This window comes from Rosettibacter primus, assembly GCF_036860675.1.
In the GTDB taxonomy this organism is placed as follows: Bacteria; Bacteroidota; Ignavibacteria; order Ignavibacteriales; family Melioribacteraceae; genus Rosettibacter; species Rosettibacter primus.
On the sequence record NZ_JAYKGK010000004.1, the window covers coordinates 251,274 to 274,625 of the forward strand.

Here is a 23,352-nt window from a genome sequence, read left to right on the forward strand (position 1 = left end):
GTTTCACATTAATAAAAAAATTATCAAGAGACAGATTCCAACTCTAAGTTTTCGAGTAAAATATTTTTTTCTTTTTTTGTTTGATTAAATTTCAACATAAATAACAATCCGATAATGAATACGGTTATACCTATGAAAACAAATGCTTCTTTATAACTAAATGAATCTGATTTAAACAAGAACCCTGCAAGAACTGCCCCAATATTTCCACCGGCTGCAACAATACCACTAACACTTCCAATTGCTTCTTTATTGATAAAAGGAACAATAGAATAATTAGCTCCGTTTGCCATCTTCAGAAATAATGCAAATACGAGCATGGAAATAACAGCAATGGTAAGGTTGTTAGTATTAGCAAATAGAATGATGCCTAGTCCTTCTAGTATTAATGTTATCCCTAAAAAAATTCCTTTTCCTTTAATACCATACTTACTACCAATTTTATCTGCGTAAATTCCACCTAAAGCACGCGCAAATAAGTTCATAATTCCAAAAATACTTGCAAGAGCTCCAGCAAAAACAATGTCTGCCTTGAAGTAATCCACAAAGTATATTGCTGCGACATTATCAAAAGTTATTTCTATACCAAAACTTGCAGCATATGCCATTGCAAGGAGCCATGTTCTGTAATCTGTTATTGCTTTATTTAATTTACCTTTGCTATTTCTTTTTATATATAATTTTTTACTTATTTCTTTATAATTACCATATGGTGTATCTTTTGTAAATTTATAATAGACATAAGCTAAGACCAATAATATTATCCCTGGAATAATCATAGCCAATCGCCAGGCTATAAATTTTGTAAAACCTATTGATACAATAGCACTAAATATTAAAGGCATAACAAGATTGGTAACCCCGCCACCTAAATTGCCCCAGCCGGCTGCAATTGCATTAGCAGTTCCAACAATTTTTGAATCAAACATTACAGATGTATGAAACTGAGTTATAACAAAAGATGCCCCAATAATTCCAATCAAGAACCTAAATATTAACAATGATAAATAGTCATTGCATAAACCTATAAATATAATTGGGATAGCACCTAAGACCAATAAAATTGTATATGATAATCTTGGACCTAAAGAATCGCATAATCTTCCAAATACAATTCGAGCAAAAATTGTTGCAAATACAGATGCAATAACAAGATTGCCTATTTCCTCTTTGCTTAATGCAAATTCTTCTCTTACTACAGGCATAAGAGGAGCAATTCCAAACCAACCAAAAAAACAAAAGAAAAATGTTATCCAAGTAATATGAAAGGTTTTCATTTGTATGCTTGAAAAGTTTATTAGATTTATTTTATCGAGTGGTTTTATAGAATTTTCCATTTTTCTATCTCCATAGTTAAATCAACCTTTTCTATAATTTTATTAATCTTATTGTATCTTTAATATATAATATTTATTTTTGATCGAGCAGGTAAGTAAACAGAAGCTAAAAAGAAAGGCAGATCCAAAATGGATTATACCTTTTAGAATGCTTCTCAACTATTTCACTATGAAGGAACCGCCAAGTTCATTAAAAATAGTGAAATAAGGTTATCTTACCTGCTCATTTTTTATATTACTTTAAAATAAAGCAGAATTGTTAAATTACCTTATTTTTTTAGTCATTATATAATTTTTCCCTTAATAAAATAGTAATTATATTTATTTCACCTACAATTATAAAGTTTATAAGATATAGTGTCAAGTATCACCAAAAATTTTTATAGAAATTTTTAAAGATTTTTTATTTAGTAAATTTACAAGTTAAGATAAATATCTTATTAATAATATGAATGCCTTAAAGTTTATTACAACATAATAATGGAATTCCAAAAAGGTATTTTAATGATTGAAAATTTATAACTTTCGGCGACCCTTTCTTTGGTATATCGAAGTTAGTGACTTAACTTTTTAACACCTTCTTAAAAGATGGGAAGTAAATATTTTTTCAGAGGCTGCCCCTGTAAAATTCAGGGGCAAACCTCTGAAAAAATGATAATTATAAAGCACTTTCTCCAGATTCACCGGTTCTTATTCTTATTGCATCTTTAACATCATAAATGAAAATTTTACCATCTCCAACTTGTCCAGTCTTTCCAACATTTATTATTATTTCAATTGCTTTTTCTAATTTATCATCAGAGCATATCAACTCAATTTTTACTTTTGGTACAAAATTGATATTGTATTCTGTGCCACGATAAACTTCTTTATGCCCTTTTTGTCTTCCGTAGCCTCGAACTTCTGAAACTGTAAGTCCGGCAAAGCCTGCTTCGCTTAATGCTTCTTGAACCTCATCCAACTTATGAGGTCTTATTATTGCTTCTATTTTTTTCATAACAACCTCTCAAAATAATTTTTTATTAATTAAAAACTAAAAGATAAACCTAATGAAATTGTATTTGAAGTTTTTGCAATACCATTTTCTTCGATAAATATTTCTTTATTAGCACTATCCAATCTATATTCAAGTCTGAATACTAATGCATCTAATTTGAATGTAGGTACAACTGTAAAATTGAAAGTTTTCAAATCAGTTATTCCAGTTCTTGCACCTTGTTCATCTGAGAAATATTCAGCTCGTAATCCAACATCAAAACCTTCACTTAATTTAATTACAGGTTGAATTCCAAAACCCAACCATTTTGTATCTTCATCATTAATTTTTTCCATCCCATAATTAAATTGGAAATTAAGTGCTACATTAGAAATTAAATTTGTAATACCAGTTATATCAAAAGAATTTCTTGCATTATTTGAATTAATCTGCTCTGCACCATATGAATATGAAAAACCTACAGAGAGAGGATTCCCTAAATTTAATCCTAACCGCGCTATAATGGTTTTATCCTTATTGTTATCTACAAGTAAATCCCAGCCATTTACAACTCCAATTTTTATATCAACCTCTGATGATGGTATATAATTAACATATCCACCAACATGAGTGAAAGGTTCAGCTAAACCAAAAAGATAACCACGTGATATTGTTGGATTACTCGGTCCTTCAATTACTTCAATTCCTTCAAATGTTACAAATTTGCCAGCTGTAAATTTCCATTGGTCATTAAATGAATAAGTTAAATAAGCTTCTTGTAGATCCACAGCAATAGGACCTGCTCCAATAGCTGTTTGATGCAAAATTCCATGAACACCTGCATCAGTTCCAAAATCTATTTGTGCGTTATAAGTTAATTTATCGGAAGAATTACCTGTTAATTCAAAATGAATATTATTAATTGCTATTTGATTTGCTTTTGCATCATAAGAGCGCAATGAATTAACAGTACTTTTACTCAGGTTATAATTATATGAAGTTTCCATATAACCATTTAAAGATAATTTAGAATTTTGGGCAAAATTAAATGAAAATGTTAAAAGAAGTATTATGATCAAATTATATATAGTTTTCATTTTATCACTCCTTTTTGTTTACTATTTAGCAACTTTTTCAAATTCTGGATATGCTTCCATTCCGTGTTCGCCAATATCCAACCCTTCAATTTCTTCTGTCATTGATACTCTTATACCAAGTAGTTTCTTCAAAATCAACCATACTACAAAAGAAATAATAAATGTAAAAGCTCCAACTGTTATTACTCCTATCAATTGATTGGTAAAAAGTTTAATACCGCCACCAAAGAATAATCCATTGCCAGTTGTTCCGGGCATAAAAACATCTTGTGCAAAAAGTCCAACTGCTAAAGTTCCAAACACTCCATTGACTAAATGAACAGATATAGCTCCAACAGGGTCATCGACTTTGATTTTATCAAAAAATATTACTGAAAAAACAACGATAACACCTGCAATAGCACCAATTATCAAAGAACTCTCTACACTTACAAAAGCACATCCTGCGGTTATAGCAACCAGACCTGCAAGACAACCGTTAATTGTCATACTTAAATCTGGTTTACCAAGGACTATCCAGGCTACAACAGTAGAACTTAGTAAACCAGCAATAGCAGCACTATTAGTTGTAACAACTATTCTTGAAATATTATTTACATCAGCTGCCATAGTACTGCCTGGATTAAATCCAAACCAACCGAGCCACAGGACAAAAACACCGATTGTTGCCGATGTCATATTATGACCGGGGATGGGATTGATTTTGCCATCTTTATATTTATTTAAGCGTGGACCTAATATAATTGCTCCTGCAAGTGCAGCCCAGCCGCCAACAGAATGAACAACAGTAGAGCCTGCAAAATCCCAGAAACCTAATTGAGCAAGCCAGCCTCCTCCCCAAATCCAATGACCTGTTATTGGATACATAATTGCAACTAAGATGAAAGAGAAGATAATGAAATCAATATACTTTATTCTTTCTGCTACTGCTCCAGATACAATTGTTGCAGCAGTTCCAGCAAATACAAGCTGAAAAAAGAATTTTGCAAGAAGTGGCACTGTTGCCCAGCTGATTGCAGAATAAACTCCAGAATAAGCATCACCTGTTGCAGGACTATTATCCGCTCCACTTAAACCTATTAATCCTTTATAACCTATAAAACCATTTCCATCTCCAAACATTAATCCCCAACCAATAAGCCAGAAGGCAAACGATGAAATTGCAAATACAATAAAATTCTTTGAAAGAATATTTACTGTATTTTTACTTTGTGTAAATCCTGATTCTACAAGAGCAAAACCAAGATTCATAAAAAATACAAGACATGCTGTGATAAGTACCCATATTGTATCAAAGATTATTTTATTTTCCATAAAGTATACCTCCGTTTATATATTAATTAACATTTATCAAATGAAAGATTAATGAGCATTTTTTATAAATACATTATCTATTTAATGTAATGAACAAATAGAGTTCAGATAAAATAAAATTAGATAAACCTCGCTTGACAATTGATGTTTCACATAATCTTAAAATATATGGACCCTACTTTATGCTTTATTGAAAGAGCAATTTTAGAACAAATTAAATAATGTCATGTAAATCCTGTATGGAACCAAATAAATAGAATGTTTATAGAGCTATATATTTTATTTAAGTTTATTGATGCCATTTGGGGATAATTTTATTGTTAAGAAAAATAAAGAAATAATTAATTAGGTATTATTGTTATATTACCTTAATATATTAGGTAATTCTATATACAAATATAGAATTATATGGTTTAAAGTCAAGTTCCCCTAAATATTTTTTTTATGAAATTAGAAGCTAAATAGAATAAATAAATGAAAAGTTAGATGGGGCTTCGGATATTTTCAGTCTATGATTATCTTCTCCCTGAGAATAATCCCCGGGATTTTGTAATCTTTATATCCTGCAGTTCAGGTGCTTTCATTCTAATTTCAAATCTAAATCCACGATAATATCCAAGTGGATTCCAGATGAAATTCATTTCCCAGCAGTGAAGGTCTCTGTAGATTGTAATTTGAGGAGTTGTAATTTGCTTTCGTTCAAAATCGTAACTGCCACGAATTGTAAACTTCCAATTTTTTGTTAAACTAAAATTTAGATTAGCACTTATATTAGAATACTTTGATACTGTTGAAGGGTCATTCTTACTCAAATTAAAATTATAACTAAGACTTAAATTCCACGGTATGGTAAATTCTGAGTTCTGAATTTCTGATGTTGATAAATCTCTTTTATCTGTTTGATTTGTTTTGCTAATTATAGATTTTTCACTTTTGCCTTTAGCACCAGTTAAATTTGTTGATACAGAAAAATAAAAATTGGTTAATCTAAATAAACCTTTACCTGCAGAAACTAGATATTTATTTACTTTTGTTTTATCCACATAATCATAAAATGTATAACTTGAAGAACCATTAAAACTAAGAACATTCCCAATTTGAGTTCTATAAGTGAGAGTTAAATCGGATAATTTAAATACCTGTGCATTAAAATTATATCCTAAATTAGCAGATAAATTTAACAACTGAATTTTATTGCTTTCAGAACTTTTAGATGTATCATCAGGACTTTTTGAAGTTTTCACCTCAAAGACATTCCCAATCGAAAAATTTAACATTTGTTTTTTGCCGGCATCTACACCTCTAAATACTTCGTTGCTAAATTTATCATATTTAATTTTTTCTCCTTTTGAAGTTGTGTAATAATCATAATAGCCCCAAAAATCATCTGCAAAGTCTGGTTGATATACATAAGAAATAGATGGTGTTAGTGTATGACGAAAAGCCTCGATACCAAAAATATTTGGTTGAAATATTCCATACAGTTTTGTATTTGCAGTTACACTCAAATCAAAAGTTCTGACAAAATTATATTCATTTACATCTGTAGTTACAACTGAATCTTCTTCTGTTACTTCACCAGTAATTGAATTTATTTTTTTGACAACTATAGTTTCTTTCTTAATTCTTTTGTTATACCATTTTTCTGTATAATTAATTCTTGGAGCTACACTGAAATATCCAATTTTAGGTGAAGCATTGATAGACAAATTATGTTGAATACCTCCTCTTATTGATAAATTACCCTTCACTTTATTTCTGTTATTTGAAAATTGACCTGTATATGTATATCCAATTTGTTCATACCATTTTTGTTTACCTACTAAATCAGCACTTTCTTTTTTGAATGGATAGGAAATATTTTTAGTAAATGTAATGTTTGGTAAATTTTCGTAAATATCCCCGCTAATTAAGTTTTGAGTTCGGCTATAATTAATAAATAAATTATTACCTGATTCTTCCCATCTTTTTGTAAATGTTGCATTTGAAATTATGTTTTGTGAAAGAATATCATAATAGTCTATGCTATTATTTTTTAAGTATGTTGAAGAATAAAATTGAAGATTAACATTTAATTGCGTTGTGGGATTAATCTGCTGATTGTGATACCATGAAAAATTCCAGTCGTTAACATTCTGCTTGTAAGCTGCAGGGTCTTCGGGTTCACCAATTTTAATTTTAGAATAACCAGCATTCAATGACCCATCAAAATTATATCTCTTAGCATATCTTAAACGAGAACGAAGTCCATATCCGCCTTTTGAATAATAATCTCCTGTAAATGCAGCATCAAAATAATCACTTATTGCCCAGAAATATCCAAAGTTATAAAAATATTGGCCCCGTCTCTCATCTCTGCCGTAACTCGGAACTATAATGCCGCTTCGTCTTCCACCTTCACTTGGAAATACTGCAAATGGAATCGGGATAGGAAATGGAACTCCTCCAATATGCATAAATATCCATCGTGCAAATACTTTATCTTTTTGAATTACTTTCATTTCACTTGCAGTAAAATAAGTATGTGGGGTATCCTTTTCACAGGTAGTAAACATTCCGTGCTGAATGAAATAAATATTTTTATCTACCTTTTTAACTTTTTCCCCTTCATACCTTGAACCCTGCATTTCATTTTTTGCAAGTGAGATAAATCCACGTTGAGTTTTAAAATTGTATCTTAATTGATTGCCTTCGTAAATCTCTGTCCCCTCTTTCAAAACCGGTGTCTGCTTTATTTTAACTTTTGCAGTATCAGAAGTATCAGGTATTCCAAAAGCTTCAAGTTCATTTGTATTATAATCAATATTAATTTTGCCACTTCTTAATTCTGTATCCTTATATTTCAAATTCCCATTCCCATAAATAAACATCTTTTTACTGCTTACATCAAAAACTATAGAATCTGAAGATGCTGCATAAACAACATCGTCTACATCAAATTTCTTTTTTGATTTTGTTGTGTCAATTGAAGAAATATCAACTGATGATTTTAAGGTATCAGTTTTTAAATAAATATATTCTTGTGCTAATAATGAAACATTTACTAAAAACAATATGAGAGTTATTTTCTTCATCTGAATAATTGATAGATAAAAATTGATATCAACTTTTTGAGCTGCAGTTTAATGTTTTTCCGATTTAGCAAATCACAAATATTTAGTTTATAATTTTTGCTCTTTCAATAGACTCTTCGATTTTTTTAATAATCATATCAGCAACTTTCAAGGCTTTAAGTCCATCGGCTCCTGTAACCGGTGGTTTTGTATCATTCAAAATCGAATTAACAAAAAGCTGCAATTCATACTGCAGAGGATTAATATTAATTTGAGAAGGATTTTCATAAATTACAATTTTCTTTTTTTCTCCAATCCCGATTTCTCCAAGATTCAAATAACCCCCTTTAGGTAAACTGTCAGGAGCCAATAATCGAATTATTTCTGTTTGTCCTTCAATAAAATCAATTGAAAAGTAAGTATCACGCTGAAAGAGTCTCATTTTTCTCATTCTCTTTTGCGATATTCTGCTTGCAGTAACATTTGCAACAGCAAAATTTTCAAATTCAATTCTTGCATTTGCTATATCAATATTATTTGATACAACCGCGATACCACTTGCTTTAATATCTTTAATTTCACTTTTAATAAGACTCAAAATTATATCAATATCATGAATCATTAAATCCAGAACAACTGCAACATCTGTTCCTCTCATATTAAATTGTGAAAGTCTGTCTGATTGAATAAACATCGGATTTAAATCATACTTCTCAAGAGCAACTAATGCTGGATTAAATCTTTCAATATGTCCCACCTGTAATTTTAATTTTTTTTCTTCTGAAATTTTTACGAGTTCTTCTGCTTCCCAGATATGAACAGTAATTGGCTTTTCGACAAAAACATGCTTGTTAAATTCAAAGGCTTTTTTAACCAATTCATAATGTGCACTTGTAGTAGCAACAATTACTACAGCTTCGGTGTCTTCAAGAAGTTTTTCTAATTCATGATATTGTTTAACATTAAATTCTTCCGCCACATTTTTTGATTTGTTAAAATCTTTGTCATAAACTCCAATTAATTCACAGTTATTAATTCCCTTAAGTAATTTTATATGCACTTTGCCTAAATGGCCAGTGCCGACGACACAAACTTTCACTTTGTTCATAATCCACCACTATTTATTTTTTTATAACCAATTATTTTATCAAATCCTCCTTTTTCCGGAGTTTTATAATACAGGAATATATGATAATCATTTTCAGTTTCCCAGAAATTACCTTCGAGAGCATACCAATTAATATTTTTTATTTCTTCATTAATATTATCTGCAGTAACATATTGATAGTCATAAATTCCTCTTTTTAGTTCAATGGTCAAATTAAGCAACCCATTATCATCAAATAATTCATACTCGGGTAAAATCTGCCAGTTATTAAAATCACCTACTAGAAAAACAGAAGAGGTTATATTTTCTGGCGGACGAATCATAAAAGTAACATTCAAATATTCAGCATAATCATTTTTATAATTTGTAAGAATCGAACCTCCATTTAAATCTTTTTTTCTTTTCTTAAAAAAACTTGACACTTCAATTCCATCATACTGAGCATTTACATTTTTCTGGTTGAAACGATTAATATCTCTCAAATCTGTTTGTCGATATTCATTTCCAGGTTTAATATCTTTTGCAATAAATAAAAATTTATTGCTACCATTCCATTCATAATAATTTTGATCTGTCAATTTTGTTCTATCGATTCGAATTGGGTAAGAAATTTTTTTGTTCTCAATAATTTCTACAAGTTGAATATTTGATTCAAACAGTGTATCAGGCAATGTGAATGAAGTAAATATTGTAATTGTTCTTCCCAATGCAGCAATTTCTGGAATTACACTTTCCATTCTGTTTTTTGTAATTGAGATATGCAAGCTTACTTCTGGAATAACAACTAAGAATTTCCCTTCTCCATAAATCTTTTCTGGATTTTGTGAATCCACTATAAAAAATTTCCACTTTCCAGAAAAAGGGAATGTTACATTTTTGTTAGGAAATATACCTGTGTAATGATATCTTGCATCAGTGACTCTTAGCGGGAGCTTTTCTAACCAGAGGTTATATTCAGTATTATAGCCAATATTTGCTAAAAAAATATTTTCATAAGGTTGCCAATCTTTATCACAAAATTTGAAAATTATATTAAGAGCAGGAGCATAATTCGCTTGAACATCGAATTCAATTGTAATTGTTTTTTTTGAAGAATCTGATTTGTCAATTATTGGAAATGATATTTCACTTAGTGAAGAATATACACGCAAGCTTTTTATTACGAAATCTTCCGCATTAATTTTTACAAAAGGGATAATTATCAGAAAAATAATTAAAATATTTCTACACATTTTATAGAAGTAAATGGTACAAAAATATTATATGATTGTTCATCCCGTTTAGATTCGAGCAATAAGCCATCATCATAAGCTGCAATCAATTTGCCTGTTTTAAATACAATTTCGTAAAAGGTTGGATGTTCATCTTCGGATTTGCCATAAACTACGCCATAATTTTCGTACATAGTTATATTAAGCATTTTTCCATTGAACTGAGACCAGTCTAATTTCATAGTGTTCCTCTTTCAAAATTATTTTAAATATTTATTCAAAAAGTATGGAAAAATGAAATCTTTTCCAATCATACAGGGAAGAGATTTATTGTAAGATTAGTAATAAAAAAGCACAGAAACAAAATATTTCTGTGCTCAATTAATGACAATCATTGGTTAAAAATTTTATTTTTCTTTTAAGATTATATCACCGCCACTTGTTTTAGCTTCAAGTTTTTCACCACCATTATTTAACTCTGCAATCAATTTATGCTTTGTTAATTTCTGTGTTTTAATATGTGAAAAATCGCACTCAATCTCGCCCCCAAATGTTTCGAGAATTGCCGAAGCATTTGTGTTAGAAGGTAATTCTAAAGCAATATCGCCCCCAGAAGTCTTGGCTTTTATACCATTAAAATTATTTTCTAAAGAAATTTTAATATCCCCGCCAGATGTAACTGCATCAATTTCTCCTTCTTTTGCTTGAATATTAATATCACCTCCAGAAGTATTCACACTGATTTTACCAGCAACATTTTTACATACAATATTGCCCCCTGAAGTTGCAGCATCAAGATTACCAGAAGTATTTACTAATTCAATGTCTCCCCCAGATGTTTTTAAAATTAATTCACCAGTTAAACCATTCAGTTTAATATCGCCACCTGAAGAAGTTAATTTAAATTTACCATTTAAGTCATCAGCATTCACATCACCACCAGAAGTTTCTACATTGACATTAAAATTTTTAGGAGTAAAAGCTTCTATCCTTAAGTTCAGCCCACCCCAGAAATTAAAAAAAGAATTCATCTTTCTTTTTGAAATTACTCGAACTTCAGTACCCGATTTTTCAATTACAAAATTGATTCTTTCTTCTGCACGCTTGCTTCCCAATATTTTAACATACACTTCATTTTTATCCCAGGATTTTATCTTCACATCAGCTCCTGATGTTTCAATTGTAATGGTTTCTCCTTGATTAACATTAAATGATTTTTCTTTTACGATTCTTTTTTCTTCAGCATTAAGTGCAATATTCATAACTAAAAGCGAAACAATTATCAAGAAAAAAATTATGCCAAGCTTATTTTGCAATTCTTTCATTTCAAATCCTCCGTTTTATTCATATCTTTAGACTAAGCTTTTAAGAGAAAGTTACATTTTTTATTTAATAACATTCACAGATTGTAACAAATAAATTTTTATGTGCTACAGAAAAATTTTTTTACTCCTGTATTTATTTTTCACATTAAACAATTATGCACAGAATAAATACAGTATATCTCAGTTCAGTGATGAATCAATTAAATTTATAAAACAACCATTTGAATGGGAAAAGAAAGACTGGATAAAATTAAGTGCTGTGAGCATTGGAACAATCTTAATAATGAACATTGACCAGCCTGTTCGAGATGAGTATTTGAAAGACAGAAGTTATTACAAAAGTATTCCAATTGAACTTGGCAGAAAATGGGGAGAAATTTATACAACAGTAATTTTTGGAGGAGCCTTTGGATTATATGGAGTAATTAAAGATGATAATTCAACAAAAAGAATTGGATATGAAATATTTCAAACTGCATTTTATTCTGGAATTATCACACAGTTCTTAAAAATTTCTATTGGAAGAGCAAGACCATTTACAAATAACGGTTCTAAATTTTTTAAACCATTTACAATTTTTAATGATGATTTTCATTCTCTTCCTTCAGGTCATACAACACTTGCATTCGCACTTTCTACAATATTATCAGAAAATGCAAACTCAAGATTTTTAAAAATTGCAGCGTTCGTTCCGGCAGTTTTAACTGCTGTATCCAGAGTCTATCAGGATAATCATTGGACTTCTGATGTTTTTCTTGGTGCCGCTATTGGATATTTTGTAGGTAACTGGGTTCATAAGATTCATAATGAAAATAATTTTTCATCTACTTCATTAGAACTTGGAAGCACTAATAATTATGAGTGGATAAGTTTTAAAGTAGCTTTTTAACATTAATTCTTTATTACATAAGGAAAATTTCTTAGTATCTTTATCATTACTTGCTATTTCACACATAATTTTATGATTATTCAAATAGACAGAAACTTCGACAAATATATTTGAATTGTCTTGTCATTCTCGCAGCCATAAGCATTGCAATGGAAGAAAACGGGAATCTAATTAATAATCAATGGACCTGTTTACAAAGAAATAACGCATTGAAATTTCTATAAACTCTATAATAAACTTTTTTAGTCATTAAATATTTTAAAACAAAAAAGGCTGACATCTTTGTCAGCCTTTAACTAAAAAAATTCTCATTAATAATTTTTAATCTCATGGACTAACTTTGTTATTGCATCTTTAGCATCGCCAAAATACATTAATGCATTTGGATAGAAGAATAATTCATTATCAATACCTGCATAACCAACATTTAATGACCTTTTATTTATTACAACTGTTTTTGCATAATCAACATTTAAAATTGGCATCCCATAAATTGGGCTGTTTTTATCATGCCGAGCTGCTGGATTTACAACATCATTAGCTCCAACAACAAAAGCTATATCTGTATTCGGGAAATCATCATTAATTTCTTCCATAGCAAGCATTTTTTCGTATGGTATTTGTGCTTCAGCCAATAGAACATTCATATGGCCGGGCATTCTTCCAGCTACTGGATGGATTGCAAATCGAACTTTTTTCCCTTTTGCTTCAAGAACATTTACTAAATCTCTTACAGCATGTTGGGCTTGTGCTACAGCCATTCCATAACCCGGAACAATAATAACAGATTCAGCTGCATCAAAAATCATTGCTAATTCCTCTGCATCAACAGATTTAACCTGTCCTTTTTGAGTTGTCGATGAAATTGCAGGACCGGTTGACCCAGCAGATTCCCAACCTCCTAAAACAACATTCATCAAAGAACGATTCATTCCTTTACACATAATGTTAGTCAAAATTATTCCAGAAGCACCAACTAATGCACCAGCGATAATTAATTCGTTATTTTGAAGAACAAATCCAGTAGCTGAAGCAGCAAGACCGGAATATGAATTAAGCAATGAAATTGCAACTGGCATGTCAGCACCGCCAATCGGAAGAACTAAAAGCACTCCAAGTAAAAGCGAAATTATTCCTATTGAAATAATTAACCATTGAAAAGAAGGATTCAAAACGAAATAAACTCCTCCAACAAATACTGCAATTAATAACAATGCATTCAATGGATGTTGCATTGGATAACGAACAACTTTTCCTGTAACCAAACCTTGTAACTTACCAAATGCAATTAAAGAACCTGTAAATGTCACAGCTCCAATTAACACACTTAATACAATAGTTATACTTGTTTGATAATCGTGAGTAAACTGAGGGAAATTAATTATTTTATAATATTCAGAAAAAGCAACAAGCATTGAAGCTCCTCCACCAAAACCATTCAGCAATCCAACCATTTGAGGCATACCTGTCATGGGAACTTTTAATGCCATCCATGTTCCTGCAAATGCACCAATTACAAATCCTAAAAGTATCCATTCATAAGTTAACACATGTTGGTCAAGCAAGGTAACAACAATTGCTATAAACATTCCTAAAGCAGCAAGGAAATTTCCTTTTCTTGCGGTTTTTGGTGATGCAAGAGATTTTATTCCGAAAATGAATAATATTGATGAAATTAAATAAGAAATCTCTATAAAAATTCTCATTTCTCAACTCACTTTTTTTTGAACATTTTTAGCATTCTATCGGTAACTAAAAAGCCACCAACTACATTAATTGTTGCAAATATCATTGCTATCAAACCAAGTATTGTGCTTACTGTAAATTCATGTAAGCCTGCACTTAAAATAGCTCCAACTATTGTTATTCCAGAAATTGCATTAGAACCTGACATTAATGGCGTATGCAAAGTTGGTGGAACTTTTGTAATTAATTCAAAACCAACAAATATGGCAAGCACAAATACATAAATTAACATTAAAATTCCAACACCGTCCATAAATACCTCTTAATTATTTAATAAAACTTTTGTTCTCTCGTGAACTACAACTCCATCTTTAACAATTGTAGCTCCTCCAATAATTTCATCATCCATATTGTGAATAAAATTTCCATCTTTACTTGTATAATCAATCAAATTAAATAAATTTCTTGCATACATCTCGCTTGCGTGATAAGGAATTAGACTAGGTAAATTAGGTTCACCAATAATTGTAACATTATATTTATTTACTACTTTCCCTTTTTCACTAAGTTCACAATTCCCTCCAAACTCTACTGCCATATCAAGAATTACAGAACCGGGTCTCATATTTTTTACCATTTCTTCAGTTACGAGCACGGGAGCTTTCTTGCCCGGAATTAAAGCAGTTGTAATAACAATATCTGCTTCAGTTATATGTTTGAAAATTAGTTCTTTTTGTTTTCTTAAGAACTCTTCTGATTGTTCTTTTGCATATCCACCTGCATCCTGCATTGATTCATCGGTTGGCACTTCAATAAATTTTCCACCCAAACTTTGAACTTCTTCTTTTACTTGCGGACGAACATCTGACACTTCAACAACTGCACCCAATCTTTTTGCAGTACCAAGCGCAGAAAGTCCTGCAACCCCTGCTCCCATTATCACAACTTTAGCAGGCGAAATTGTTCCGGCTGCTGTCATCATCATCGGGAAAATTTTATGCAAATAATTTGCTGCCAATATAACACTTTTATAACCAGCTATATTTGCCTGAGAACTAAGTGCATCCATTCTTTGTGCAATCGTTGTTCTTGGAATTGCATCCATTGATATGACATTAATTCCAAGCTCAGCAGCCATTTTAGCAACATCAGGATAATGAAGCGAATAAAAAAATGAAATCAACAATGTCCCTCTTTTCATTAATTCTAACTCATGTTTCCCCTTTTCGGGATGCATTATTGGTCTCTGGACTTTTAATACAATATCTGCTTTTGAGTATAATTCAACTACATCTTCAACAATATTTACACCTGCATTCTTATACTTCTCATCAAGAAAACCTGCTTTGTTTCCCGCTCCAGATTCCAAATAAATTTCAAAACCTTTTTTTATTAACTTATTTGCCACATCAGGAATTAATGAAACCCTGTTTTCCCCAGTCATTATTTCTTTGGGAACTGCTATTTTCACTTCTTACCTCTTTTATTTTTTTAACTACGAAACTTAATAATATCTATTTTTAATACCAATACTTTCCTTTTCTTAATTTTTGATTAATAAAATTATTTTAGATAACTTATAAATTGATTGATTAATTCTTATCAAGCATAACATTTTTGTAAATTTGAATATACATTAATATATCTTACTTAATTCATTTGTTTTATAATTTTAGATAATACTAAAATTTTTCTTATTCAAAACGATTATTAATTAAAATAATTTCTGTTAATAAAAACAACATGTTAATTTTAAATAAACTTGCCACCTATATCATTGAAAAAAAATCTTTTATGTTAATTTTTATTAATAAAGTTTCCTCAAAGTATAATTTTTTTATTTTGATTCTACTCATTAGTACATATACCACTACATACTCACAAACATATAGATTTGAATACCTAACTTCTGATATTGGTCTCTCTCAAAATTCTGTTCTTTCAATTTATCAGGATAGCAGAAATTTTTTATGGTTTGGAACATACGACGGCTTAAACAGATATGATGGATATTCTTTCAAAGTTTACAAAATAGAAAAAGATAATCCTAAAAGCATTCAAGGGCAAACATTCAGGTCAATTGTTGAAGATAAAGATGGGAATTTATGGATTGCTTCAATAGGCGGAGGCTTAAACAGATACAACAGATTAACAGATGATTTCACAAATTTTAATCATAATGAAAATGATAAAAATTCTATAATATCAGACAGAGTTAGAACTTTATATATTGACAAGAAAAATCGACTTTGGATTGGGACAGAAATAGGATTATGCAGATATGATTTTCAAAAAAATATTTTTATTTCTTATAGAAATAAGATTAATCACAATCAATTTCCAAAATCAGATTATATTTTATCTATATGCGAAGATTCAGAAGGCAATCTCTGGCTTGGAACTCAAAATGGTTTAATTAAATTCAATCCTGAAACTAATCAATATAAATTTTATCACAGTCAGGCTAATAATCCTTTCAGTCTCTCAAGTAATTTTGTTGGAAAAATCTACATTGATAGAAACAACAATATGTGGCTTGGGACAAGTGAAGACCTGAATAAATATGATAGAGAAAATGACAGATTCATAAGGTATGTTAATCCTTTCACTATTAATACAAAAGATAAAACAATAACAGATATAATTCTTGATAGAGATGGGAATTTATGGATAACAACTTTATTTAACGGACTCCAAAAATTCAATCCTAAAACTTCAACTTTTTCCAATTATAAAAGAGACTTAATGAATCCCGAGACAATCGGCAGCAATATTTTATTTACAATATATGAAGATAAATCCGGTATAATTTGGATTGGGACTGAAGGCACAGGAGTCAACAAATTAAATAAAATGAGGTCACATGTTGCTTATTACAAAAATATTCCATTTAACAATGAGAGTTTAAGTAATGACAAAGTTTATTCAATTATTGAAGACAAATCTGGTATAATATGGATTGGCACTTTTGGAGGAGGATTGAATCGTTTTGACCCCAATTCTAAACAAAAAAAATTCATAAGATATAATTTAGACCCTAACAATAGTAACTCATTGGTTGACGATAGAATACGCACTCTCTGCGAAGATAATGAAGGTAATTTGTGGATAGGCACTGAATATGGATTGTCAAAATTTAATGCCCGTACAAATAAATTTACAAATTATATTAGTGATGGCAGTAAAGGAAAGCTGAGCAACAATATTATCTTTTCAATCTATCAAATTAAATCTGGAGAAATATTAATTGGAACTTACGGTGGTGGTTTAAATATTTATGATAAAAAGACCAATTCATTTATAAGTTATGAATATAGTCCAGATAATCCTAAAAGTATAAGCAGCAACAACATCTGGTGCATATTCCAAGATAGCAAAGGGAACATCTGGATTGGAACCGATGACCAAGGATTAAATTTATTTGACATCAAGAAGAAAGAATTTTATCGTATAAAAAATCACCCACAAAACCCATCAAGTCTCAGCAGTAATAAAGTACTTAACATAATGGAAGATAGTAAAGGAAATCTCTGGATAGGTACAATTCAGGGATTAAATAAGATGATTGTTGAAAATAACGATTATAGAAATCCAAAATTTATTAATTATACTGTTGAAGATGGATTGCCTGATAATAACATTCAAGCAGTACTCGAAGATGACAAAGGAAATTTATGGATTAGCACTAATAAAGGAATTTCAAAATTTAATCCTGATAAAATTACCTTTACAAATTTTGATATAAGCGATGGATTCCAGAGTAACGAATTTTTTGTTAGAGCAGCTGCAAAAAGAAAAAAAACTGGTGAGATGATTTTCGGTGGTAATCAAGGATTTAATATTTTTCATCCAGATAGTATTAAAGAAGACAAACACATTCCAGATGTATTGATTACTGATTTTCTAATAATGAATAATCCAGTTAAAATAGGTGAAAAAATAAATGATGAAGTTGTTCTCAAAAAAAATATTACTGAAACAAAAGAGATAATTATTTCTTATAAAACCAACTTTGTTACATTCAACTTTGCTGCTTTGCACTTTGCTAAGCCTGAAAAGAATACTTTTGCTTATATGCTGCAAGGATTTGAATCAAACTGGAATTATGTAGGTAATATACATTCTGCAAGTTATAACTACTTGCCTCCCGGTAAATACATTTTCAGAGTTAAAGCAGCAAACCCAAACGGCTACTGGAATGAAAATGGTGCAAGTTTGGTGCTTACTGTAACTCCACCATTTTATCAAACATTTGTTTTTAGATTATTTATGCTCTTTGGAATTGGCTTGTTTATATATGGAATTTACAATCTTAAGGTTAGAGGAATTAAAAAACACCAACAAGAATTAGAACGATTAATTCAAGAGAAAACGGAATTAAATGAAAGATTAATGCAAGAAATAGAAGAAAGAAAAAAAATTGAACAAGAACTTATAACAGCAAAGGAAAAAGCTGAAAGCTCTGAAAGACTCAAATCTGAATTTTTAGCTCAAATGTCACATGAAATTCGTTCCCCCATTCATTCCATATTAAATTTTTCAGAATTAATAAAAGAGCAATTAGGAAGTACTGATAATGAAATTATCAAAGAAAGTTTTGATTCGATAGAACGAGCTGGTGATAGAATTGTTAGAACTATTGACTTAATTCTTAACATGTCCGAACTTCAAACTGGAACTTATGAATGTATTTACAAAGAAATTAATATTAATGAAAAAATATTGAAGCACTTATACCCTGAATATTTATACAAAGCAAAAAAGAAAAATTTAGAATTCACATGGAATATTCAGGAAGAAAATCTAAATGTTATTGCTGATGAATATTCAGTCACACAAATTTTTGTTAATCTAATTGATAATGCAATTAAATACACTCATAAGGGAAAAGTCGAAATAACTTCTTATCTTACTAATGATAAAAGAGCTGCTGTTAAAGTCTCTGATACAGGGATTGGAATTTCAGAAGAATTTTTGCCAAATCTATTCACAGCTTTTCATCAGGAACAACGAGGTTATACGAGAGAATTTGAGGGTAATGGTTTAGGTTTAGCTTTAGTAAAAAAATATTGTGAATTAAATAATGCAGAAATTTTTGTTGAAAGTAAGAAAGGAACAGGTTCTACATTTACAGTTATCTTTAATAACACAATAAAAAAAGCTGCAATCAATAACTGATGCAGCTTTTAAAATTATCATGAATATTTTTAAGATAAGGTTTCGTAAACACTAACGTATTTTCTATTATTTTTCTTTCTTTCAAATTTTACATAACCATCTATTAAAGCAAACAAAGTATGGTCGCCGCCTAATCCCACATTTCTGCCTGGATGAAAATTTGTTCCTTTTTGACGAACCAGAACAGAACCAGCAGTTACTCTTTCGCCGCCAAAAGTTTTAACACCAAGATATTGCGGATTACTATCTCTACCATTTCGGGATGAACCTTGACCTTTTTTATGAGCCATAATAAACCTCCAATTTCTAAGCTATCTTTGTAATTTCTATTCTTGTTAATTGTTGTCTATGACCTCTTTTACGTTTGTAAGAGATTCTTCTTTTCTTTTTGAAAACAATAATTTTTTCATCTTTAAGATGTTCTAATACTTTTGCGTGAACTTTTACATCACTCAAATATGGAGTGCCAATTTTTACTTTATCATCTTGATCTAATAAAAGAACACTATCAAAGACAATTTCAGAATTTGGTTCTGCATTTAATTTTGGCACATAGTATTTATTATTCTCTCTTACAATAAACTGTTGTCCTGCTATATTCACAACAGCAAACATTATTCCTCCAATTTTTCAAAATTTGAGTTGTAAATATATGGAATGAATTACCATTATGTCAATAAAGTTGTATAGCGAAAATAATTTTAATAGAGTATAGCTTATTTCTAATTTTTAGAAAAAGATTGATTCCAATCAACTTGATAGATCTTTCATTTATAATTTATTTCAACAAAATCTTTCAAATAAAAAGGGATGATTTCTCATCCCTTTCATTCGTGTGGGCAGAGACGGAATCCATGTCAGCCTTTGGCTGACCTGTCAGCCTTTGGCTGAGAACCACCACACAAGGATTTTCTTCAACAAAAAAGGGATGTTTTCTCATCCCTTTCATTCGTGTGGGCAGAGACGGAATCCATGTCAGCCTTTGGCTGACCTGTCAGCCTTTGGCTGAGAACCGCCGACACAAGGATTTTCTTCAACAAAAAAGGGATGATTTCTCATCCCTTTCATCTGTGTGGGCAGAGACGGAATCGAACCGCCGACACAAGGATTTTCAGTCCTTTGCTCTACCGACTGAGCTATCTGCCCAACCACTTCAAAATTTGTGGCACAAATCTATAGAAAAATGAAAATAATTTCAAAGTATTTTTTGACACTTTAAGAAAATTGAAAAGGATTTTTCTAATATTCACAAAATTTATAAGTAAGTAATCAATCTAACTAATAATGAGATGAATTTAATCTCTATTACTTCTAATAAAATATTCAGTCTGCTCATCAAGTAATGTAAGTTGAGCTTCAATATTCTTCAGTTCATATTTTTTCATGTTCAATCTATATTTTTCATCGATCTTTCCATTTTTTAATCTATCTAAAATCATGTTGTAATACTTTTCATCAATCTCAGCTGAAATAAATTGTCTTTTAAGAACTTTACAAATTTCTATTTCTGCACCGCTACCTCCAAAAAGAATTAAAACAATATCGTTTGGCATTGTACAAGATTTAATTAACATCTCAGAAAGTTTTTGAGGAATCTGGCATGCATGGAATGTTTTTTCTTTGCTTACATTTTTAACTAAATCGAAGTAAAACCAATCATAAGGCATTCTCCCTTTCGAACCATTGGCTATATTTTGTAATATTCTTTTATCCGTTGGATTTTTATAAGGAACGGCTACATTATCTTTGTAAAATTTATTATTCTTTGTTTTTCGGCAATGCAATATACTTCTGTGAGCAGTTGTAAAGCGTTTAGGAGTGTGACCAACATTTGTATTGTATACCCAAACGTAATCAGAAACTTCGTAACATACACTATCCAAATATTTTACTCGTAAATATGCATTTTGTTTTGGATAATTAATTAAAAACATGTTCCCTGTATCTTTTAATACTCTCAATGATTCTTTAGCTAACTCAATATACCATTCAATATATTCATCAAAATTCTTTGTATAAGATTTATCGCCATATTTTATGCCAACATTATAATCAGGATCTCCAAAAACCATGTCTACGCTTTTATCCGGCAATTCTTTCAGAAGCTGCATTATATCCATCAAAAATACCTTGTTTAGATATTTATCTATTTTATTTGATTCACTACCCATTTTTACTTCACCATGTACTAAAATCATCCAGATCTTTTAACAAGATTGTATTGAGCGCACTTCAATAATTTTATTGATGCCATATTATTTTCATCTTCAAAAGTATAATTATATAATTTAAGTATTGAATTACCTTCTTCTATTTTCCTTAAAACATAACAACAATTAATTTGTTTAATATCAAGTTTATTTTCTTCTTTTAACACAGAATAATATTTGAAAGGGTGAAATATTTGATAAGCAGCAAAGTTTTCCGGAAATCCATTCTTACCCTCAAATATTGTTATGACACCATTCAACTCCATCGTTAAATCAATTTCCATTTGTAAATTTTCACTAATTATCTCTTCATCACCTACATAATAATGTAAACTCATTTTAGTTCGCCTCGCATTATATACCTTTGGACTTGCTACAATATCTTCGTAAAGAAAATCATGAATTATTCTTTGGTTACTAGCTACAGATAATATATTTGATTCACTTGTATCAAATTCATTTAGAATACTCTTGCGATATCTCCATTTTTAAATATTATTACCATTAATCTCTTCAAAATCATGAAAACCATTTCTTATACCCTTAACAAACTTATGCCTTCCATTTCCAAGATGCAAAATAAAATAATCTTCATCTATTAATATCTGCGGAAATTTTGAAGTATCATCAAGCTTGGTTGCATCAAAAGGATTCCCGAAATTAAATTTTTTACACACGTCTTTTACTAAATCGTTGTCAAAAACATAATTATTCCGTCTCTGGCATATCTTAAAAATTTCTGTAATAACTTCTTGTTTATTTCCCATTTTTAATCTCTATATAAATTTAATTAACTGGTATTAAAAATTAAATATTTATTAATATAATTATTCTTCTCACATCACCAGTGCCATAATTGCTTTCTGAACATGCAATCTATTTTCAGCTTCGTCAAATACAATTGAGTTTGGTGAATCAATTACTTCGTCTACTACTTCTTCGCCTCGATGAGCTGGCAAACAATGCATGAATAAATAATCATCTTTAGCATGTTTAACCAATTCTAAATTCACTTGAAACTTTTGGAATACTTTTTTTCTTTCTTCAGCCTCTTTTTCTTGTCCCATACTTGCCCACACATCTGTGTAAACAACATCTGCATTTTTTACTGCTTCAACTGGGTCATTAACAATTTCAACTTTGCTTCCCATATATTTTGCAGTTTCAATTGCATGCTCAACAATTTCTTTCTTTGGTTCAAATCCTTTTGGAGATGCAATTGATATATCAATCCCAACTTTGGAACAACCATTAAGCAAGCTATTAGCTACATTATTTCCATCGCCGATATAAGCTAATTTTAATCCCTTCAACTTTCTTTTCTTTTCTAAGATTGTAAATAAATCTGTTAATACCTGACATGGATGCAATAAGTCAGTTAGCCCATTAATTACTGGGATCGTTGCATATTTTGCCAAATCAACTACATCTTGATGAGAAAATGTTCGAATCATAATTCCATTTAAATATCTCGAAAGAACTTTTGCAGTATCGTGAATATTTTCACTTCTTCCAAGTTGTAAATCGTTCTGATTAAAATACATTCCATGACCCCCAAGTTGATAAATACCTGTCTCAAATGAGATTCTTGTTCTTGTAGATGGTTTTGAAAATATCATCCCCAGAGTTTTTCCTTTTAGAAGCTGGTGTTCTTCTCCCATATAAAGTTTTTCTTTTAATGTTTTTGCAACATCAAATATTTCATAAATTTCTTCTAAGGAAAGCTCTGCAATTGAAATTAAATCTTTCCCTTTCATGTTTACAGCCATTTTAACACCTTTTGTTTTGTAGAATAATTATTATATAAAAAATTTTTTCGTGTTTTTAATCTTATTAAAAAGTTATAATAAATACTTCTTAATTTCTATTTAATAATTTTATATTCATTGTATAAGAAACGATAATAATTTTGTCAACCGAAAAGATCAGCTTTTAGCAAAAAATATATCTTTGACTTAGATTTAGCTA

The 23,352-nt window shown here is 30.0% G+C and carries 20 protein-coding genes and 1 tRNA gene; 2 read left to right on the forward strand and 19 right to left on the reverse strand.

All coding sequences use genetic code 11. The features are described 5' to 3' along the window. Positions 1 to 23 precede the first annotated feature (23 nt). The 9 genes from VJY32_RS07420 to VJY32_RS07460 all read right to left on the reverse strand — a co-directional run bounded on the left by VJY32_RS07420 (position 24) and on the right by VJY32_RS07460 (position 11,421). A complete protein-coding gene (locus VJY32_RS07420) occupies positions 24 to 1,337 on the reverse strand; it encodes a NarK family nitrate/nitrite MFS transporter (RefSeq protein ID WP_353677274.1) in 1,314 nt (437 codons plus the stop codon). A gap of 658 nt (positions 1,338 to 1,995) precedes the next feature. Further along, positions 1,996 to 2,334, reverse strand: coding sequence for a P-II family nitrogen regulator (locus tag VJY32_RS07425; protein ID WP_353677275.1), 339 nt, complete (start codon positions 2,332 to 2,334; stop codon positions 1,996 to 1,998). A 29-nt stretch (positions 2,335 to 2,363) separates the two neighbouring features. Next, on the reverse strand, positions 2,364 to 3,410 hold the full coding sequence (locus VJY32_RS07430) for a porin (RefSeq protein WP_353677276.1): 1,047 nt from the start codon (positions 3,408 to 3,410) through the stop codon (positions 2,364 to 2,366). Between the two features lie 21 nt (positions 3,411 to 3,431). Continuing rightward, on the reverse strand, positions 3,432 to 4,724 hold the full coding sequence (locus VJY32_RS07435; RefSeq protein WP_353677277.1) for an ammonium transporter: 1,293 nt from the start codon (positions 4,722 to 4,724) through the stop codon (positions 3,432 to 3,434). Between the two features lie 515 nt (positions 4,725 to 5,239). Further along, a complete protein-coding gene (locus tag VJY32_RS07440; RefSeq protein WP_353677278.1) occupies positions 5,240 to 7,798 on the reverse strand; it encodes a putative LPS assembly protein LptD in 2,559 nt (852 codons plus the stop codon). Positions 7,799 to 7,880: 82 nt separating this feature from the next. Continuing rightward, positions 7,881 to 8,885, reverse strand: coding sequence for a Gfo/Idh/MocA family protein (locus tag VJY32_RS07445; protein ID WP_353677279.1), 1,005 nt, complete (start codon positions 8,883 to 8,885; stop codon positions 7,881 to 7,883). Continuing rightward, a complete protein-coding gene (locus tag VJY32_RS07450) occupies positions 8,882 to 10,117 on the reverse strand; it encodes a type IX secretion system plug protein (RefSeq protein WP_353677280.1) in 1,236 nt (411 codons plus the stop codon). Before VJY32_RS07450 ends, VJY32_RS07445 begins: the two co-directional genes overlap by 4 nt. Beyond that, positions 10,099 to 10,338 (reverse strand): hypothetical protein, encoded by a 240-nt coding sequence (locus VJY32_RS07455; protein ID WP_353677281.1) that lies wholly within the window; start codon positions 10,336 to 10,338, stop codon positions 10,099 to 10,101. Before VJY32_RS07455 ends, VJY32_RS07450 begins: the two co-directional genes overlap by 19 nt. A 165-nt stretch (positions 10,339 to 10,503) precedes the next feature. Beyond that, positions 10,504 to 11,421, reverse strand: a complete 918-nt coding sequence (locus VJY32_RS07460; protein WP_353677282.1) for a DUF4097 family beta strand repeat-containing protein — start codon at positions 11,419 to 11,421, stop codon at positions 10,504 to 10,506. A gap of 100 nt (positions 11,422 to 11,521) precedes the next feature. On the opposite strand from VJY32_RS07460, the gene VJY32_RS07465 reads away from it, so the two are divergent. Beyond that, positions 11,522 to 12,310 (forward strand): phosphatase PAP2 family protein, encoded by a 789-nt coding sequence (locus tag VJY32_RS07465; RefSeq protein WP_353677283.1) that lies wholly within the window; start codon positions 11,522 to 11,524, stop codon positions 12,308 to 12,310. A gap of 311 nt (positions 12,311 to 12,621) precedes the next feature. Here VJY32_RS07465 and VJY32_RS07470 read toward each other — a convergent pair whose 3' ends face one another. From VJY32_RS07470 to VJY32_RS07480, 3 genes are read right to left on the reverse strand one after another with little or no spacing between them, the layout of a single operon-like run. Then, positions 12,622 to 14,016, reverse strand: coding sequence for an NAD(P)(+) transhydrogenase (Re/Si-specific) subunit beta (locus VJY32_RS07470; protein WP_353677284.1), 1,395 nt, complete (start codon positions 14,014 to 14,016; stop codon positions 12,622 to 12,624). 8 nt (positions 14,017 to 14,024) lie between these two features. Then, entirely contained in the window at positions 14,025 to 14,309 is a 285-nt protein-coding gene (locus VJY32_RS07475; RefSeq protein WP_353677285.1) for an NAD(P) transhydrogenase subunit alpha part 2, read from the reverse strand. Between the two features lie 9 nt (positions 14,310 to 14,318). Then, on the reverse strand, positions 14,319 to 15,467 hold the full coding sequence (locus VJY32_RS07480; RefSeq protein ID WP_353677286.1) for a Re/Si-specific NAD(P)(+) transhydrogenase subunit alpha: 1,149 nt from the start codon (positions 15,465 to 15,467) through the stop codon (positions 14,319 to 14,321). Between the two features lie 371 nt (positions 15,468 to 15,838). On the opposite strand from VJY32_RS07480, the gene VJY32_RS07485 reads away from it, so the two are divergent. Next, positions 15,839 to 19,174: a two-component regulator propeller domain-containing protein gene (locus tag VJY32_RS07485; RefSeq protein ID WP_353677287.1), complete on the forward strand. Its 3,336-nt coding sequence runs from the start codon at positions 15,839 to 15,841 to the stop codon at positions 19,172 to 19,174. 29 nt (positions 19,175 to 19,203) lie between these two features. Here the strand turns inward: VJY32_RS07485 and rpmA are convergent, their stop codons facing one another. The 7 genes from rpmA to argF all read right to left on the reverse strand — a co-directional run bounded on the left by rpmA (position 19,204) and on the right by argF (position 23,153). Next, complete coding sequence (gene rpmA, locus VJY32_RS07490; RefSeq protein ID WP_353677288.1) at positions 19,204 to 19,464, reverse strand: 50S ribosomal protein L27; 261 nt, start codon at positions 19,462 to 19,464, stop codon at positions 19,204 to 19,206. 16 nt (positions 19,465 to 19,480) lie between these two features. After that, the gene (gene rplU / locus VJY32_RS07495) at positions 19,481 to 19,789 is read right to left on the reverse strand and encodes a 50S ribosomal protein L21 (protein ID WP_353677289.1); all 309 of its coding nucleotides are present in this window, start codon (positions 19,787 to 19,789) and stop codon (positions 19,481 to 19,483) included. A 458-nt stretch (positions 19,790 to 20,247) separates the two neighbouring features. Then, positions 20,248 to 20,320: transfer RNA gene (locus tag VJY32_RS07500), tRNA-Phe, on the reverse strand. A gap of 149 nt (positions 20,321 to 20,469) precedes the next feature. Further along, positions 20,470 to 21,372 carry a DNA-methyltransferase gene (locus VJY32_RS07505; protein ID WP_353677290.1) on the reverse strand — a complete coding sequence of 301 codons (903 nt, stop codon included), beginning with the start codon at positions 21,370 to 21,372 and terminating at the stop codon, positions 20,470 to 20,472. Then, positions 21,369 to 21,851: a DUF6997 domain-containing protein gene (locus VJY32_RS07510; protein WP_434968533.1), complete on the reverse strand. Its 483-nt coding sequence runs from the start codon at positions 21,849 to 21,851 to the stop codon at positions 21,369 to 21,371. The genes VJY32_RS07505 and VJY32_RS07510 overlap by 4 nt, the downstream gene beginning before the upstream one ends. Before the next feature lie 21 nt (positions 21,852 to 21,872). Continuing rightward, positions 21,873 to 22,151, reverse strand: coding sequence for a type II restriction enzyme (locus tag VJY32_RS07515; protein ID WP_353677292.1), 279 nt, complete (start codon positions 22,149 to 22,151; stop codon positions 21,873 to 21,875). 69 nt (positions 22,152 to 22,220) lie between these two features. Continuing rightward, on the reverse strand, positions 22,221 to 23,153 hold the full coding sequence (gene argF, locus VJY32_RS07520) for an ornithine carbamoyltransferase (protein ID WP_353677293.1): 933 nt from the start codon (positions 23,151 to 23,153) through the stop codon (positions 22,221 to 22,223). Between the last annotated feature and the right edge of the window lie 199 nt (positions 23,154 to 23,352).